A 17679-nucleotide genomic window follows, 5' to 3' on the forward strand; every position below is an offset into this window, starting at 1 on the left:
AAATGGCAATTAACGTCGGAAGCTCTTCGGTCAAGACGTCAACGTTCTTCGATAGAGGGCGGGTCGATATAAATATAAACTTTATAGGCTTGGAGCGCCAAGTGGTAAAGGTCAAATATAATCGTCTAAACAGTTATCCTGATCGGCTCTATCAAGTATCAATCGGTGACAACCTTGGGATGGCTGCATCCGTGATTCTGAGCGAAGCCGTCAGGGTGCTGCGAGAGCTAAAATGGCCCATGCCAGAGCTCATTGGTCACCGAGTCAAGTTTGCCGGGTTTGGCAAGAGGGTCGAAAGATTTACCGAAAAAAATGAAGTAAGAATGATATTCAATGACTATTTAAGCTCTCGCCACAATAGGCTGTGCTTGGAGGTGCTTCGTGAAGCGAAGCAGGCATTTCCAGACGCAGAGCAACTAATGGTGCGCGATCAGATTAATGACGATCTGTCACTTCACAATGAAAGTAAAATCCCTTTCGATCATCCCACGATACGGCGCTATGGACTTTACGCGCATGGTTACCATGGCCTTGCAGTGAAAGCGTGCTTAGCGCAGATGCGCAAAGACTTCAATACGAGTGATTTTAATGGCGTTATATGCCACGTGGGTTCAGGGGTTAGCTTTACTGCTGTCTCAAGTGGAAAGGTGGTTTTTAATACAATGCAATATGCGGCGTGTGATGGGGCAGTTATGCATAACCGTTCAGGCACACAGCCCATAGGCATCGCATTACGTTTCTTGAAATATGGGTTGAAATCAGGTGATTTGTCAAATGTGTATAGTCGATTAAGCGGTATTTACGGCTTAGCTAATTTGTCGGCAGACAGTTCGATCACTGTTGAGGATATTCTAAGCCAGCCCCAATATACTCAGGCCAAAAACGCGTATCTAAAGGCTAACGGCGTCGAACTTTTTAGAGCGATCACAGCACTTGAAAGTGTCAACGGATTTATTTTTTCCGGGGGACTGGCTACGAAACACCGCTGGCTTGGGCCGGAATTGCTACTGAGTGCTAAAGCCATCACCCCAGAAATAAAAGATTCCTTTGTCGCTGATTTGAATACGCCGGGGGCTCGCTATGCTACGGCAGGAGATACTGCGCTCTATCTAATTGATGTTGATGAACAAGCCTGCATCCTGGACGCGTGCGAGGATTTCTCTTCAGCCGCCGATGACTTTGAAATTACAAGTGGTGCTTGCGAGGTGCCAGGGACATCCGTCGGAATTGTAGAAGAAGGTAGAAATGGCTGGAGGCGCGGTAGTATCTGCTTGTGCTTGAGTGATACCGAACTTCCATTTGATTGTTCGACATTGCCGGAAGGTTTTATTTTTTATGGTAAGTCACGCGGTGATTTTTTTCTGAGAGCTGCGCTTGCTAGAAATAGTGGGATTCCAGCAGTTTTCATAGAGCGTTCATCGCAAGGCCCTTGCTCCCTCTTGGGTAAAAATATTTACATGGATACGCCAACCCAAAAGGTGGTGATACTATGAATAGTAGTTTCTCCAACTATATTGCAGAGCTAAAGTTGATGTTGCCCTTTAAGGGTATATTGTCCAGCAATGAATGGGAAACCATAACAAAAAATAGAGAAATTGTTTCCGACGGTGAGCTAGGCGTACTTATATCAGAGATGGATCAGTCATTGAGGCAGGGGCTATTTACTGAGGCGAGAGCACGAGCCTTGTTGGGAGTTCTCTACATAACGGAGAGGATTATAGATGCCAGTGAGCAAACCAGGATAAGAGACACTACAAACCCGATGGAGATCGATCTGGCAATAGCGCTGAAACTGCCTGGTGAGTGCTCGAACGGGTTAGCTTTTATGAAACGTAACGACGCTGGCCATCGGCAGGATCTGAGCGAAGATGTCGCTGCGTTACTTTCCGCAATCAATAGCACTTTCGAAGCGTGTCCACGAAACCTACCCGGTAGGAGAGATCATGAGCGTGTTCTCCCACTGCGCATTCTCTCCAAAGCCTACGGTTGTCTTATTAATTTGGCGCTCAAAGATTTTTAAAATTTTATTATTGAGACAGGATGTCAAATGAGTAATGTAGAACGTATTTTACAGAGTGCGGCAGTTGATAATCGGTTGACATATCTAAGTGCACATAAAATGGCTGGTTTATTTTATGCCCGAATACTGGCTTCACATGATGCAACAAGCGGTGATGCGTTAGGTAAGTGCGTTATTTTTTGTTTTTCGCATCTGTCCTCTACTGTCAATTTGAGCATCTGTAACCACTGGATTTCCATTTTTGAAAACATTTATTTGATACCGAAAAAGTCTTCTTTAAATACTGCGCTGCTTCGTCATGTTGCGAATCCGACACGTATATTGCGGGCTAGGGATAGGTCGGATTTCAAGAATACAGTCGATGAGATTAAAGGTGTTTTATCTCAATCGGATCTTCCTGTTATTTTGTTTGATATAGGCGGTTATTTTGCACCCTATATAGATGACCTGTCAGTGTTGTTGGGTGGCCGCCTTCGCCTGGTTCTTGAAGATACCGCCAATGGACATATCAAGTATAAAAATACAAATTACTATTTGACGTCAATGGGATTCAAGTCTGTAGCATACGACTCCTATAAAATGGCAGAAAATGTCATGGTCGCCAACATTACCGTAGGGCATGTGGGGTCGTTTATACCCGACTGGTCTGCATATCGATCTATATTAGTCGTCGGGTATGGACGCATCGGACGCTCGCTGTGCTTCGGGTTGCGCGCTAAAGGCGTTAAGAACATAGGCGTGGTTGATATCGACAACGGCTGATTGTTTATGGCAGCGACAGAAGGGTTTAAGACATTTACACGCTCGCAGCTAAGCACGACTGTTGATAAGTTTGATTATTGTTTTGCTATGTCTGGTCAACACGGAGTTACTCCGATGGTGCTCGCGGCGCTAAAAGATAATTCATATATATCCGTGGTTACATCATACGATGATGAGTTTGAGTCATCCGTCAGAGGCTTGTTCGAATCTGGAGATCGCGAGACAGTAAAATGGAATAATAAGACAATAAATATCATTAATAAGGGGCGGTCGATCAATTTGTCCAAGTTTGCCGCATTTGACGCTAGAAATTTGTCTTTGCATTTTCTATTTGGACGAATATTTTCCAGCTTTTTGGGGGTGCTTGGGTTCAACCGAATATCAGATTGGGAAGCAGAAGTATACGCAGACTTACTTTCAGAGATACAGTCATCATGACAGTCGCAACATTGGCCGGCCCTCTTATAATATCAAGGCTGGGAGACATGGCGTCCTCATTTCTGTTCTTGTCATTCGTGGGACACTTCTTACCTAAATCGTTAAGTCAAGCGTCTTTCGCATGGGCGTTCATTTCGTTCTCTACCGTAGTTGGAATTGGTTTATTCTCTACACTTATGATTGATGCTGCGGGCCTCAAAGGAAATGCCAAAGAGCAAGCTAGTATCTTGCTTGCAACGGGCTTGAGGGTAGCTTTAACAGTAGCCTTTTCTATCTTCGGAGGTATTCTGGTTTTTTCGATGATGTGGCATGGGTTGGCAGGATTGTTAACGCCTATAAGTCTAGGGCTCTTGATAATGTCGCTATCGCTTCCCGCAATCTACTGCCAAATTGTCGCCTTTAGCTATTTAAATGCAATCGGTCGTCCGGGGTATGAGGTTAAGTTTGTCTGGCTGTCGAATGCTATATTCATGCTGGCTGGATTAGGTTACGTATACGCCAATTTGTCAGTGTCGTTCAGTTTGTTTGTTTTTATATATATTTTAATGCGCTGGATAATGGTATTTTTACTGTTGGTATATGTTTCTAGCGCTGCGAGAAGAGGAAGCAAAAGGTCAATTTTATTTTATTTTCGAAAGGCGAAAGTCATTCCCTTCATGGTTAAGGGGGCTCCACTAGCGTTGTGTTTTGCCGGTGAGAGTTTTTTGTATTTTGCATTGTCATTAATCTCAAGCGGCCTAGGAAGTCTTGGGCTTTCAGCCTATCAGGCATCTTTGCATTTTTTGAGTTTGATTTATATGATATCAATTGGCGTGGGGAATGCCGTTGCCATACGCGTTGCGGGAGTTGCTCCCGGTAGAAATAGTTTGGCGGCAAAAGAAAATCTGCTGGAAGGGCTTAAGTTTGGTGGGTGCTTGATGATCCCATGCCTAATCGTCTGTTTCTTTCTGTCTGGGTATGTGGCTAGGCTCTACACGTCAGATTTGGCGGTGGCGGAATTAATTGGCCATAATATAAAAATTTCAGTGCCATTTCTGATTTTTGAGTTTGTGTACGTTGTGCTTAGGATGACGTTGCGAAGTCTTGGTGATTCTTGGGCCCCTACCATTGCCACAATGGTCTGCCTTAATGGGGTAGGGCTGTTTCTAACGTGGCTTCTCATTTATTTTTATGAGGCGAGTGTAAAGTCAGTTTTTATTGCTCTAAATTTTTGTGTTTTTATTTTAATGTTATATCTCATCTATCGATTCTTGAAAATCTATCGAGAAAATACGAGGCTGAAGTAAACGGCTCTCGATACTTCTCGTAAGTTCACTGGGCATTCTGGGCAAGCCACTATTTGACTATGCATATAGCTTGTCTTGTAGGGTGTGATTGCTCATCTTTGGACAATGTCTTGAGCGGTAGAAGTTAGCTGTGATGGTGAAACCCAGGCCACATGGCAGCCTGGGCAAGCTCTCAAGCCTTGTTCAAATACATCCGCGTAGTCAGCAGATACACCGGCAACCCAGACACCACAATCAACAACGCCGCATAAGGCGCCGCCGCCGCGAACTCGACGTTGGCGGTATGCGCCCACACCTCGGTGGCCAGGGTGGTCATGCCAGTCGGGCTCAGCAGTAGCGTCGCGGTCAGCTCTTTCATGGCATCGAGGAATACCAGGGCGAAGGCCGCCGCCAGGGCAGGGAAGATGATCGGCAGGGTGACCCGGCAGAAGGCGCCGAAGCTGCTCGAGCCCAAGGTGCGGGCGGCTTCTTCCAGGGTTGGCGAGGCCTTGTTCAGTGCCGTGCGCACTGGCGCCTGGGCCAGGGGCAGGAACAACAGGGCATAGGCCAGGATCAGCAGCGCGGTGGTCTGGTACAGCGCCGGCACGTAGTGCAGGGCGAAGAACACCAGGGTCAGGGCGATAACCAGGCCTGGCAGGGCATGCAACAGGTAGGGCAGGCGTTCGGCCCAGATCGCCAGGCGGCCTTTGTAGCGCACCACCAGGAAGCTGATCGGCAATGCCAAGAGGACGCAGAAACCGGCGCCACCCAGGGACACCGACAGCGAGGTCAGCAATGCTCTGCCGATCTCGGCCACCGGGAAGGCGGCCGAGGCGCCAACGCTCAACCAGTAGCCAAGCATCGCCAACGGAATGCCGCTGCCCAGTACCGCCAAGGCCAGGCAGAACAGCTGGGCCGCCGGCATCCAGCCGCGCAGTTTCACCGCTTGGGCGCGGCGTGCCACGCCCTGGCCGATGCGCACATGGCGCGCCTTGCCGCGTACCCGCAGTTCGAGCCAGAGCATCGCCAGGCACAGCGCCAGCAGCACTGCCGAAAGCATGGCTGCGTTGGCATTGCTGAACTCGAGCTCGAACTGCTGGTAGATCGCCGTGGTGAAGGTCTGCAGGCCGAGGATCGATAGTGCGCCGAACTCCACCAGCATGTGGAGGGCGATCAGCAGTGCGCCGCCCAGCATCGAAGGCCACAACAGCGGCAGGGTGACTTTCAGGAATACCCCCCAGCGGCTGCAGCCCAGGGTGCGTGCCGACTCTTCCAGGGAGGTATCCAGGTTACGCAGGGTCGCCGCCACCGGCAGGAATACCAGTGGGTATTTGGACAGCGCCATGACCAGGATCGCCCCGCCCAGGCCTTCGAAGTCCGAGCTCAGCGATACCCAGGTGAAGCTGCTGACGAACGACGGCACGGCGAACGGCAGGCACAGCACCACGCCCCAGAGACGGCGACCCGGCAGGTCGCTGCGCTCGAGCAGCCAGGCCAGGGCCAGGCCGACGACCATGCACAGTGCTGTCACCCCGGCCATCAGCATCAGGGTGTTGCGCAGCAGGCCCCAGACGAATGGCCGCCAGAGCAGGCGCAAGGCTTCATGCCAGCCGGCCTCCCAGGCCTTGGTACCGACATACAGCAATGGCAGCACGCTCATCGCCACCAGGAACAGGACCGGCAGCACGACCCAGATGGAGGGGCGTTTGCGGCGTGGCACGAAGCGCGGCAAGGCCGCTTGGGGCAGGGCGGCGGTCATCAGAGCAGGCCGACCTCGCGCTCGAGCTCCAGGGCTTCCTCGGCATTACCCAGGTCGGCCGGGGTGATCTTCGGCGGGCGCAGGTCCTCGAACGGCTTCAGGCCCTGGTCGGAAACCATGCCCTTGTGCAGCGGGTACTCGGCGGTGGTCTGGGTGATCACGCGCTGGCCTTCTTCGCTGGCCATCCAGTTGAGCAGGGCCTGGGCTTCCTTGGGGTGCTTGCTGGCCTTGACCGCGCCTGCGCCGGAGATGGTCACCAGGTTGCCGGCGTCACCGTCGGCCAGGTAGTACAGGCGGGTGTCCAGCTGGCCGCGCTCGCGCTTGAGGGCATACCAGTAGTAGTTGTTCACCAGCACGGCATCGACTTCACCTTTCTCCACGGCCTTGAGGGCAACCATGTTGTTGGTGTAGGTCTTGCCGAAGGCCTTGAGGCCGGTCAGCCATTCCTCGGTGGCTTCACGGCCGTGCAGCTTGAGGATGGCCACGGCCTGCTCCTGGAAGGCGCCGCTGGTGGGCACGTAGCCGACCCGGCGGTCCCACTCGGGGTTGGCAAAATCCATCACGGTGGTCGGCAGGTCTTTTTCGTCGACCTTCTTGGGGTTGTACACCACCACGCGGGTGCGTGCGGTGACGCCCATCCAGGTGCCGTTGGCGCCGACATATTCCTTGGGCAGCATGTTCAGGGTGGCGTCGTCGATCTTGGCCAGCAGGCCCAGCTCGCCCAGGTTGTTCAGGGGCGGGGATTCCTCGGTATAGATGACGTCGGCCGGGGAGCGGTCGCCTTCCTCGATGATCTGGCTGGCCAGCTGGTTGCTGCTGCCCTTGCGGATATTGATGTGGATACCGGTCTTGGCCTCGTAGGCCTTGGCGATGGCTTCACCGATTTCCTTGTGCTGGCCGTTGTACAGGGTCAAGGTGACCGGGTCGTCAGCCAGGGCGGCCGGTGCGCCGATCACCAGGCCGAGAACAACGGTGGCCAGGCTGCGCATCAGCAATTGCGGGCGGATCGTCATGCGGGTACTTCCTCGCTTACGGCTACATATTTGGAAACAATGGTAAACGAAATCGTTTCTCAAGTGGCCGTATGAAGGAAAATTCAGGGGCAGACCAAAGGGTGAGGGCGGCCTGGCCGCTTCTACAAGGGGGACCTGGGGAGGTAAAAAACGCATGCAAGAAAAAACCCACTAGCAAGCTAGTGGGTTTTTGTATGGTGCCCAGGAGAAGACTCGAACTTCCACGACCGTTAAGTCACTGATACCTGAAACCAGCGCGTCTACCAATTCCGCCACCTGGGCAAAGCTTTACATCGTCTGGTGAGGCGACAATCGTTCGCTTTCACACAGTAGTAACAGATCCTTGGTCATCTGTTACTTGAAAATCATTGGTGCCCAGGAGAAGACTCGAACTTCCACGGCCGTTAAGCCACTGATACCTGAAACCAGCGCGTCTACCAATTCCGCCACCTGGGCACACATTCGAGATAAAAGATGCTTTACAGCGCCGCTCATCTCTACTACAACTTCGGGGTTGTCCGTCGTTGTGGTGCGCACTATACGGACGCTCCTGAGGGCTGTAAAGCCCCCAGCTCAAAAAAATTTCAAAAAATTCAACTTGTTGATTCCGCAGGCCTATTCCCGCACACCGGACATGCCGCTGGGGCTGTCCAAGGCTGACATTTCCGGTTTCAATACGCCTATGCCAGAATTCCTATCTATATACCCCAAGGTGAACCCCTTCTGATGGCCGATTGGCAATCCCTCGATCCCGAGGCCGCTCGCGAAGCGGAAAAATACGAGAATCCCATTCCCAGCCGTGAGCTGATCCTGCAGCGCCTTGCCGACCGTGGCGAGCCCGCCGCCCGCGAAGAGCTGGCCGCAGAGTTCGGCCTGCACGACGAAGACCAGATCGAAGCCCTGCGCCGTCGCCTGCGCGCCATGGAGCGTGACGGCCAGCTGATCTATACCCGGCGCGGCACCTATGCCCCGGTGGACAAGCTGGACCTGATCTGCGGCCGCGTCTCCGGCCACCGTGACGGCTTCGGCTTCCTTATTCCCGACGATGGTAGCGAGGACCTGTTCCTCAGCCCCGCGCAGATGCGCCTGGTGTTCGACGGCGATCGCGGCCTTGCCCGCGTCTCGGGGGTCGACCGCCGTGGCCGCCGCGAAGGCGTGTTGGTTGAAATCATTTCCCGCGCCCACGAGAGCGTGGTCGGCCGTTACTTCGAGGAAGGCGGCATCGGCTACGTGACCCCTGATAACCCGAAGATCCAGCAAGAAGTGCTGGTCACTGCCGGGCGTAACGGGGGGGCCAAGATCGGCCAGTTCGTCGAGATCAAGATCACCCACTGGCCGACGCCGCGCTTCCAGCCCCAGGGCGACGTGGTCGAGGTCATCGGCAACTACATGGCGCCGGGCATGGAGATCGATGTCGCTCTGCGCAGCTACGACATCCCGCATGTCTGGCCCAAGGACGTGATCAAGGAAGCGCGCAAGTTCCGCTCCGAAGTCGAGGAGAAGGACAAGGAGAAGCGTGTCGACCTGCGCCACCTGCCGTTCGTCACCATCGACGGCGAGGACGCCCGCGACTTCGACGATGCGGTCTATTGCGAACCGCTGGGCAAGCTGCGCCTGTTCTCCGGTGGCTGGCGCCTGTACGTGGCGATCGCCGATGTCTCAAGCTACGTGCGCCTGGGTTCGGCCCTGGACGTCGAGGCGCAGCAGCGCGGCAACTCGGTGTACTTCCCCGAGCGCGTCGTGCCCATGCTGCCCGAGGAGCTGTCCAACGGCCTGTGCTCGCTGAACCCGCACGTCGATCGCCTGGCCATGGTCTGTGAAATGACCATCAACAAGGCCGGCCAAATGGTCGACTACCAGTTCTATGAAGGCGTCATCCACTCCCATGCGCGCCTGACCTACAACAAGGTCAGCAGCATGCTCGAGCATGCCCGCACCCGCGAAGGCAAGGCCCTGCGCGAGGAGTACAGCGCCGTCCTGCCGGACCTCAAGCACCTCTACGCGCTGTACAAGGCGCTGGTGGCTGCTCGCCATACCCGTGGCGCCATCGACTTCGAGACCCAGGAAACCCGCATCATCTTCGGTGAAGACCGCAAGATCGATGAAATCCGCCCGACCGTGCGCAACGACGCCCACAAGCTGATCGAGGAATGCATGCTGGCGGCCAACGTCGCGACTGCCGAATTCCTGCAAAAGCATGGCGTCCCGGCCCTGTACCGCGTGCACGACGGCCCGCCGCCGGAGCGCCTGGAAAAACTGCGCGCCTTCCTGGGCGAGCTGGGCCTGTCACTGCACAAGGGCAAGGAGCCTTCGCCGAAGGACTACCAGGCCCTGCTGGCGAGCATCGCCGAGCGCCCGGACTTCCACCTGATCCAGACCGTCATGCTGCGCTCGCTGAGCCAGGCGGTGTACAGCGTCGAGAACAATGGCCACTTCGGCCTGAACTACGAGGCCTACACCCACTTCACTTCGCCGATCCGCCGTTACCCGGACTTGCTGGTCCACCGCGCCATCCGCAGCGTCATCCGCTCGAAGGTCGACACTCCGCACGTCAAGCGTGCCGGCGCCATGAGCATCCCGAAGGCGCGGATCTACCCGTACGACGAGAATGCCCTCGAGCAGATGGGCGAGCAGTGCTCGATGACCGAGCGGCGCGCCGATGAGGCCACCCGCGACGTGGTCAACTGGCTCAAGTGCGAATACATGCGTGACCGCGTCGGCGAGACCTTCCCAGGGGTGATCACCGCGGTGACCGGCTTTGGCCTGTTCGTCGAGCTGACCGACATCTATGTCGAAGGCTTGGTGCATGTCAGCGCCCTGCCGGGCGACTACTACCACTTCGACCCGGTGCATCACCGCCTGTCCGGCGAACGCAGCGGGCGCAGCTTCCGCCTGGGCGATACGGTCGAGGTCAAGGTCATGCGCGTCGACCTGGAGCAGCGCAAGATCGACTTCGAAATGTCCGAGCAGGCCGTCGCCGCCCCGGTCGGCCGCAAGTCGCGTGGTGCCGCCCCGCAAGCCGCTACTGCCACCGTCGAGCCTGCACCGGAGCCGAAGATTTCGCCCAAGCCGCGCAGCCGCAAGAGCGAGGCGTCCGAGGCGTACTTCCCCAAGGACGCCGTGCAGCGCAACGCCGAAGTGCGCAAGAGCCGCGAAATGAAGAAGGCGCTGATGAGCGAGGCCCGCCACAGCCACGCCAGCGGCAAGTCGGAGAAGGGCGCCAAGGCGTCCGGCAAGCCGACCAAGCATCGCAAGGGGCCGTCGAAGTCCGGCGCGCCGCGTAAAGGCAAGAAGTCATGAGCCAGCTGGAAAAAATCTACGGCGTACATGCCGTCCAAGGCCTGCTGCAGCACCATCCCAAGCGGGTCAAGCAGATCTGGTTGTCGGAAGGGCGCAGCGAGCCGCGTGTCCAGGCCCTGCTGGAGCTGGCCGCGGAAAACCGCGTGCCGGTCGGCCAGGCCGAACGCCGTGAGCTGGACGCCTGGGTCGAGGGCGTGCACCAGGGCGTGGTCGCCGAGGTCAGCCCCAGTCAGGTCTGGGGCGAGGCCATGCTCGACGAGATGCTCGAGCGCGCCGAGCAGCCGCCGCTGATCCTGGTGCTCGATGGCGTCACCGACCCGCACAACCTCGGTGCCTGCCTACGTACCGCGGATGCCGCCGGCGCGACTGCGGTAGTCATCCCCAAGGACAAGTCGGCGACCTTGACCGCCGTGGTGCGTAAGGTTGCCTGCGGCGCCGCCGAGGTGATCCCGCTGGTGGCCGTGACCAACCTCGCCCGTACCCTGGAAAAACTCCAGCAGCGAGGCCTGTGGATCGTCGGCACCGCCGGCGAGGCCGAGCAGGAGCTGTACCAGCAGGACCTGACCGGGCCGATCGTCATCGTCATGGGGGCCGAAGGCAAGGGCATGCGCCGTCTCACCCGCGAGCATTGCGATTTCCTGGTCAAGCTGCCGATGGCCGGTAGCGTGAGCAGCCTGAACGTGTCGGTGGCCACCGGCGTGTGCTTGTTCGAGGCCGTGCGCCAGCGTCAGGGCAAGCGCTGAGTGTGATGGCTCTATCGCCGGTAAGCCGGCTCCTACAGAGGTCCCTATAGGAGCCCGCTTGCCGGCGATGGCGGTATTGCGGCCGGGAATGGTTTCAGGCTGTTCAAATAATCGCCAATAGCCTTGCTTGTGTCCCCCGCCTTCTCTACAATTGCGCCCCTTGCCAAGCAGGCAGGCGCGCATGTGCCTTCTTTTTCAAGGCAAGACATACAGTGTCATTCACTCCTTGTCTGACCAGGGTGCTGGCAGACTACTAACCCGTAAGGAGCATTCATGCGTCATTACGAAATCATCTTCCTGGTTCACCCGGACCAGAGCGAGCAAGTCGGCGGCATGGTTGAGCGTTACACCAAGCTGATCGAAGAAGACGGCGGCAAGATCCACCGCCTGGAAGACTGGGGCCGTCGTCAGCTGGCCTACGCCATCAACAACGTTCACAAGGCTCACTACGTGATGCTGAACGTTGAGTGCACCGGCAAGGCCCTGGCCGAGCTGGAAGACAACTTCCGCTACAACGATGCCGTGATCCGTAACCTGATCATCCGTCGCGACGAAGCCGTCACCGGCCCGTCCGAGATGCTGAAGGCCGAAGAGAACCGCAGCGAGCGCCGTGAGCGTCGTGAGCGTCCTGAAGCTGCTGATGGCGCCGAAGGCGACGACAGCAACGACAGCGACAACAGCGATAACGCTGACGAGTAATCCACGGACCTTTTTGAGGAGCCTATTACATGGCACGTTTCTTCCGTCGTCGTAAATTCTGCCGCTTCACTGCCGAAGACGTGAAAGAGATCGACTACAAAGATCTCAACACCCTGAAAGCTTACGTATCCGAAACCGGCAAAATCGTTCCAAGCCGTATCACCGGTACCAAAGCTCGTTATCAGCGTCAGCTGGCTACCGCTATCAAGCGCGCCCGCTTCCTGGCCCTGCTGCCCTACACCGACAGCCACGGCCGCTGAGACCGGGTCGTCGACAAGTAGCAAGGGATAAGCATGCGAGCGTTGGCTGATTTCATCATGCGCGGTCGTGTGCAGGCCTCCATCGTGGTGGCCGGTTGTGCGGCATTGCCGCTGTTGTTCTGGTTGAGTGCCGCCGCCGGGAGCCTGGTGTTCCTGCGGCGCGGTTTCAAGGACGCTTCCTCGGTCATCGTCTGGGGCATCTTGCCGGCGTTGGCCTGGTGGGTCTTCGGCGAGCCACGCACCTTGATGGTGCTGCTGGGGACGCTGGGGCTGGCTGCGCTGTTGCGCGCCGGGCATTCCTGGAACCGGGTGCTGTTGTCCAGCATCGCTCTGGGCCTGTTGTACGGTGTTGTGCTTGGTTCGGTGTTCCGCGAACCGATCGAAGCTCTGGCGCGAGCGCTTGAAAAAGCCCTGCCGCAGATGCTCGACGGCCTCTACCAGCAGTTATCGGTAGAGGAACAGGCACACCTTGGAAGCCTCATCGTACCGGTGCTCGGCGGCCTGATCGCGGCCCTGTTGCAAGTTGTCAGTGTGCTGGCCCTGATGTTGGGGCGCTACTGGCAAGCCGTGTTGTACAACCCGGGAGGTTTCGGCCGCGAGTTTCAAGCGGTGCGGATTCCCCTGGTGCCGATGCTGGTGCTGTTGGCCTGCATGCTGTTCGGCCCGAACCTCGGTTCCGGGCTGGCATTGCTGACGCCACTGTGCAGCGTACCGCTCATGTTCGCGGGCATTGCCCTGCTGCATGGGTTGGTGGCCCAGAAACGCCTGGCCAGGTTCTGGCTGGTGGGGTTGTACGTGACGCTGGTGCTGTTCATGCAGCTGACCTATCCGTTGCTCGTGGTCCTGGCCATTGTCGATAGCCTGATTGATTTTCGCGGTCGCAAGTCCCCTCACCAGGGTGACGACTCCGCGAACGGTGAAGGTTAAAAGTTAAGAGGTTTTACCAAATGGAACTGATCCTGCTGGAAAAAGTCGCCAACCTGGGCAACCTGGGCGACAAAGTAAAAGTTAAAGGTGGTTACGGCCGTAACTTCCTGCTGCCTTTCGGCAAGGCTGTCGTTGCCAACGCCGTCAACCTGGCTGCGTTCGAAGAGCGTCGCGCCGAGCTGGAAAAGGCCGCTGCTGACCGTAAAGCTTCGGCTGAAAGCCGTGCTGCCCAACTGGCCGAGCTGGAAGTGACCATCACTGCCACCGCCGGTGACGAAGGCAAGCTGTTCGGTTCGATCGGCACCCACGACATCGCTGACGCCCTGACCGCCTCCGGCGTTGAAGTGGCCAAGGCTGAAGTTCGTCTGCCGAACGGTACCATCCGCCAGGTTGGCGAATACGACGTAGCCGTGCACCTGCACAGCGACGTCGAAGCCACTGTACGCGTGGTTGTCGTCGCAGCCTAAGCTGCAGCGATCGGTTGGCTCCTTGCGGGCCAGCCGGTAACATCGGGCACGGTCCTGCTTCCAGCAGGTCGTGCCCTTTGTCTTTTTCATCACCCAGATTCTTCGCGTGGACATGAACGAGATCAGCAACCCCGAACAGCTAGACCTGCAGACTGCCGCCCTCAAGGTGCCGCCGCATTCCATCGAGGCCGAACAGGCCGTGCTCGGTGGCCTGATGCTGGACAACAACGCCTGGGAACGTGTGCTGGACCAGGTGTCGGACGGGGATTTCTACCGGCATGACCACCGCCTGATCTTCCGCGCCATTCACAAGCTGGTGGATCAGAACCAGCCGTTCGACGTGGTCACCCTGCACGAGCAGTTGGACAAGGAAGGCCTGTCGTCGCAGATCGGCGGCCTGGCTTACCTGGCCGAGCTGGCCAAGAACACCCCCTCGGTAGCCAACATCAAGGCCTATGCGGCGATCATTCGCGAGCGCGCCACCCTGCGCCAGCTGATCAGCATCAGCACCGACATCGCCGACAACGCCTTCAACCCCCAAGGCCGAAACGCTGCGCAGATCCTCGACGATGCCGAGCGGCAGATCTTCCAGATCGCCGAGGCCCGCCCCAAGACGGGTGGCCCGGTGGGCGTCAACGAACTGCTGACCAAGGCCATCGATCGCATCGACACGCTGTTCAACTCCGACAGCGACATCACGGGCCTGTCCACCGGCTATACCGACCTCGACGAAAAGACCAGCGGCCTGCAGCCAGCCGACCTGATCATCGTCGCGGGCCGTCCATCGATGGGCAAGACCACCTTCGCCATGAACCTGGTGGAGAATGCTGTGCTGCGCAGCGACAAGGCCGTGCTGGTGTTCTCCCTGGAGATGCCCGGCGATGCACTGATCATGCGTATGCTTTCGTCGCTGGGGCGTATCGACCAGACCAAGGTGCGTTCCGGCCAGCTGGACGACGATGACTGGCCGCGCCTGACCTCGGCGGTCAACCTGCTCAACGACCGCAAGCTGTTCATCGACGATACCGCCGGTATCAGCCCGTCGGAGATGCGTGCCCGTACCCGTCGCCTGGTGCGCGAGCACGGCGACATCGCCATGATCATGGTCGACTACCTGCAGCTGATGCAGATCCCAGGTTCCAGTGGTGACAACCGGACCAACGAGATTTCCGAGATCTCCCGTTCCCTCAAGGCCCTGGCCAAGGAATTCAACTGCCCGGTCATCGCCCTGTCCCAGCTCAACCGTTCCCTGGAGCAGCGCCCGAACAAACGCCCGGTGAACTCCGACCTGCGTGAATCCGGTGCGATCGAGCAGGATGCCGACGTGATCATGTTCGTCTACCGCGACGAGGTGTATCACCCCGAGACCGAGCACAAGGGCATAGCCGAGATCATTATCGGCAAGCAGCGTAACGGCCCCATCGGCTTCATCCGTCTGGCGTTCATCGGCAAGTACACCCGTTTCGAGAACCTCGCACCGGGCATGTACAACTTCGACGACGACGAATAGACCCTTGTAGGAGCGGCACAAGGCCGCTCCTACAGCATTCCAGCCGTCCCTCGCTTTCGATGAATCCGACCTTTGCCGTCGGATTTGATCAAAATTTGTGCTATATTCCGCGCCCGCGATTTCCCTGCACATCACACCGGTCATTGACATGCAAGCAGCCAAGCCACTCTACGACTATCCCAAGTACTGGGCCGAATGCTTCGGGCCAGCGCCTTTCCTGCCGATGAGCAGGGAGGAGATGGATCTGCTCGGCTGGGACTCCTGCGACATCATCATCGTGACCGGTGATGCGTACGTCGACCATCCGTCGTTCGGCATGGCCATCATCGGCCGTCTGCTGGAGGCTCAGGGCTTCCGTGTTGGCATCATCGCCCAGCCGAACTGGCAGTCGAAGGACGACTTCATGAAGCTCGGCGAGCCGAACCTGTTCTTCGGTGTCGCGGCCGGCAACATGGACTCGATGATCAACCGCTACACCGCGGACAAGAAGATCCGCTCCGACGACGCCTATACCCCAGGTGGCATGGCCGGCAAGCGTCCGGACCGTGCCAGCCTGGTCTACAGCCAACGCTGCAAGGAAGCCTACAAGCACGTACCGATCGTGCTCGGCGGCATCGAAGCCTCCCTGCGCCGTATCGCGCATTACGACTACTGGCAGGACAAGGTCCGCCACTCCATCCTGATCGACGCCAGCGCCGACATCCTGCTGTTCGGCAACGCCGAGCGCGCGGTGGTCGAGGTGGCCCAGCGCCTGGCCAGCGGCGAGAAGATCGAGAGCATCACCGATGTGCGTGGTACCGCGTTCGTACGCCGTGACACGCCAGAAGGCTGGTACGAGATCGACTCCACCCGCATCGACCGCCCGGGCCGGGTCGACAAGATCATCAACCCGTACGTGAACACCCAGGATACCCAGGCCTGCGCCATCGAGCAGGCCAAGGGCGAGGTCGAGGACCCGAACGAAGCCAAGGTGGTGCAGATCCTCGACAGCCCGAGCATGACCCGGGAGAAATCGGTGATCCGCCTGCCGTCGTTCGAGAAGGTGCGCAACGACCCAGTGCTCTATGCCCACGCCAACCGTGTGCTGCACCTGGAGACCAACCCGGGCAACGCCCGTGCCCTGGTGCAGAAACATGGTGAGGTGGATGTGTGGTTCAACCCGCCACCCATTCCCATGAGCACCGAGGAAATGGACTACGTGTTCGGCATGCCCTACGCGCGCGTGCCGCACCCGGCCTATGGCAAGGAGCGTATCCCGGCCTACGAGATGATCCGTTTCTCGGTGAACATCATGCGTGGCTGCTTCGGTGGCTGCACCTTCTGCTCGATCACCGAGCACGAAGGCCGCATCATCCAGAACCGCTCGCACGAGTCGATCCTGCACGAGATCGAAGAGATGCGCGACAAGGTACCGGGCTTCACAGGCGTGGTCTCCGACCTGGGTGGCCCGACCGCCAACATGTACCGCATCGCCTGCAAGAGCCACGACATCGAGAAGCACTGCCGCAAGCCGTCGTGCGTATTCCCGGGGATCTGCGAGAACCTCAACACCGATCACAGCTCGTTGATCGAGCTGTACCGCAAGGCCCGTGCCTTGCCGGGGGTGAAGAAGATCCTGATCGCCTCGGGCCTGCGCTACGACCTGGCGGTGGAGTCGCCGGAGTACGTCAAGGAGCTGGTGACCCATCACGTGGGCGGCTACCTGAAGATCGCTCCGGAGCATACCGAGCGTGGCCCGCTGGACAAGATGATGAAGCCGGGCATCGGTACCTATGACCGCTTCAAGCGCATGTTCGAGAAGTTTTCGAAGGAGGCGGGCAAGGAGCAGTACCTGATCCCGTACTTCATCGCCGCCCACCCCGGCACCACCGATGAGGACATGATGAACCTCGCCCTGTGGCTCAAGGGCAACGGCTTCCGCGCTGACCAGGTGCAGGCGTTCTACCCATCGCCCATGGCCTCGGCCACGGCCATGTACCACTCGGGCAAGAACCCGCTGCGTAAGGTCACCTACAAGAGCGAGGGGGTGGAGATCGTCAAGAGCGAGGAGCAACGCCGCCTGCACAAGGCGTTCCTGCGCTACCACGACCCGAAGGGCTGGCCGATGCTGCGTGAGGCCCTGCAGCGTATGGGCCGCGCCGACCTGATTGGCCCGGGCAAGCACCAGCTGATTCCATTGCACCAGCCGCAGACCGACAGCTACCAAAGCGCGCGGCGCAAGAACTCGACCCCGGCCGGCAGCCACAAGGTGGGCAAGGACCAGAAAGTCCTCACCCAGCACACCGGCCTGCCGCCGCGGGCCAGCGATGGCAGCAAGCCGTGGGACAAGCGCGAGAAGGCCAAGGCCGAGGCATTCGCCCGCAACCAGCAGGCGGCCAAGGAGCGCAAGGAAGCGGCCAAGGGTGGCAAGGGCAAGAAGAAGCCGCGCCAGCCAGTCATTCCGCGCTGACGGGTCCATTTCTGGGGCTGCTTTGCAGCCCATCGCGGCACAAGGCCGCTCCTACAGGGGTATGGGT

General features: G+C 58.0%; 14 protein-coding genes and 2 tRNA genes. 12 read left to right on the plus strand and 4 right to left on the minus strand.

The window, feature by feature from the left end:
- Positions 1–2 precede the first annotated feature (2 nt).
- The 4 genes from ACNFG0_RS02885 (at position 3) to ACNFG0_RS02900 (ending at position 4506) form a co-directional block, all read left to right on the plus strand.
- A complete protein-coding gene (locus ACNFG0_RS02885; protein WP_416763971.1) occupies positions 3–1493 on the plus strand; it encodes a hypothetical protein in 1491 nt (496 codons plus the stop codon).
- Complete coding sequence (locus ACNFG0_RS02890; RefSeq protein WP_416763972.1) at positions 1490–2020, plus strand: hypothetical protein; 531 nt, start codon at positions 1490–1492, stop codon at positions 2018–2020. Before ACNFG0_RS02885 ends, ACNFG0_RS02890 begins: the two co-directional genes overlap by 4 nt.
- Positions 2021–2047: 27 nt before the next feature.
- Entirely contained in the window at positions 2048–2782 is a 735-nt protein-coding gene (locus ACNFG0_RS02895) for a hypothetical protein (protein ID WP_416763973.1), read from the plus strand.
- A 485-nt stretch (positions 2783–3267) separates the two neighbouring features.
- A complete protein-coding gene (locus tag ACNFG0_RS02900; RefSeq protein ID WP_416763974.1) occupies positions 3268–4506 on the plus strand; it encodes an MATE family efflux transporter in 1239 nt (412 codons plus the stop codon).
- A gap of 172 nt (positions 4507–4678) precedes the next feature.
- On the opposite strand, the gene ACNFG0_RS02905 is transcribed toward ACNFG0_RS02900, so the two are convergent.
- The 4 genes from ACNFG0_RS02905 to ACNFG0_RS02920 form a co-directional block, all read right to left on the minus strand.
- Positions 4679–6244 carry an ABC transporter permease gene (locus ACNFG0_RS02905; RefSeq protein WP_196145043.1) on the minus strand — a complete coding sequence of 522 codons (1566 nt, stop codon included), beginning with the start codon at positions 6242–6244 and terminating at the stop codon, positions 4679–4681.
- On the minus strand, positions 6244–7257 hold the full coding sequence (locus ACNFG0_RS02910; RefSeq protein ID WP_196145042.1) for an extracellular solute-binding protein: 1014 nt from the start codon (positions 7255–7257) through the stop codon (positions 6244–6246). Before ACNFG0_RS02910 ends, ACNFG0_RS02905 begins: the two co-directional genes overlap by 1 nt.
- A 195-nt stretch (positions 7258–7452) precedes the next feature.
- Positions 7453–7539, minus strand: a tRNA-Leu gene (locus ACNFG0_RS02915).
- Between the two features lie 87 nt (positions 7540–7626).
- Positions 7627–7713 (minus strand) — tRNA-Leu (locus ACNFG0_RS02920).
- A 270-nt stretch (positions 7714–7983) separates the two neighbouring features.
- Between ACNFG0_RS02920 and rnr the strand changes: the two genes are divergently transcribed.
- The 8 genes from rnr to ACNFG0_RS02960 all read left to right on the plus strand — a co-directional run bounded on the left by rnr (position 7984) and on the right by ACNFG0_RS02960 (position 17612).
- A complete protein-coding gene (gene rnr, locus ACNFG0_RS02925) occupies positions 7984–10557 on the plus strand; it encodes a ribonuclease R (protein ID WP_416763975.1) in 2574 nt (857 codons plus the stop codon).
- Complete coding sequence (gene rlmB, locus ACNFG0_RS02930) at positions 10554–11300, plus strand: 23S rRNA (guanosine(2251)-2'-O)-methyltransferase RlmB (protein WP_416763976.1); 747 nt, start codon at positions 10554–10556, stop codon at positions 11298–11300. Before rnr ends, rlmB begins: the two co-directional genes overlap by 4 nt.
- A 273-nt stretch (positions 11301–11573) precedes the next feature.
- Positions 11574–11999: a 30S ribosomal protein S6 gene (gene rpsF, locus ACNFG0_RS02935; RefSeq protein WP_084854204.1), complete on the plus strand. Its 426-nt coding sequence runs from the start codon at positions 11574–11576 to the stop codon at positions 11997–11999.
- A 29-nt stretch (positions 12000–12028) separates the two neighbouring features.
- Positions 12029–12259: a 30S ribosomal protein S18 gene (gene rpsR / locus ACNFG0_RS02940; protein WP_009403887.1), complete on the plus strand. Its 231-nt coding sequence runs from the start codon at positions 12029–12031 to the stop codon at positions 12257–12259.
- Between the two features lie 33 nt (positions 12260–12292).
- A complete protein-coding gene (locus tag ACNFG0_RS02945) occupies positions 12293–13186 on the plus strand; it encodes a hypothetical protein (RefSeq protein WP_084854206.1) in 894 nt (297 codons plus the stop codon).
- A gap of 20 nt (positions 13187–13206) precedes the next feature.
- Positions 13207–13653 carry a 50S ribosomal protein L9 gene (gene rplI / locus ACNFG0_RS02950; RefSeq protein WP_196145038.1) on the plus strand — a complete coding sequence of 149 codons (447 nt, stop codon included), beginning with the start codon at positions 13207–13209 and terminating at the stop codon, positions 13651–13653.
- A gap of 112 nt (positions 13654–13765) precedes the next feature.
- Positions 13766–15163: a replicative DNA helicase gene (dnaB, locus tag ACNFG0_RS02955; protein WP_196145037.1), complete on the plus strand. Its 1398-nt coding sequence runs from the start codon at positions 13766–13768 to the stop codon at positions 15161–15163.
- A gap of 148 nt (positions 15164–15311) precedes the next feature.
- Positions 15312–17612, plus strand: coding sequence for a YgiQ family radical SAM protein (locus ACNFG0_RS02960; RefSeq protein ID WP_416763977.1), 2301 nt, complete (start codon positions 15312–15314; stop codon positions 17610–17612).
- Positions 17613–17679: the final 67 nt, after the last annotated feature.

This window comes from Pseudomonas sp. NY15372, from assembly GCF_048068215.1.
Lineage (GTDB): Bacteria > Pseudomonadota > Gammaproteobacteria > Pseudomonadales > Pseudomonadaceae > Aquipseudomonas > Aquipseudomonas guariconensis_A.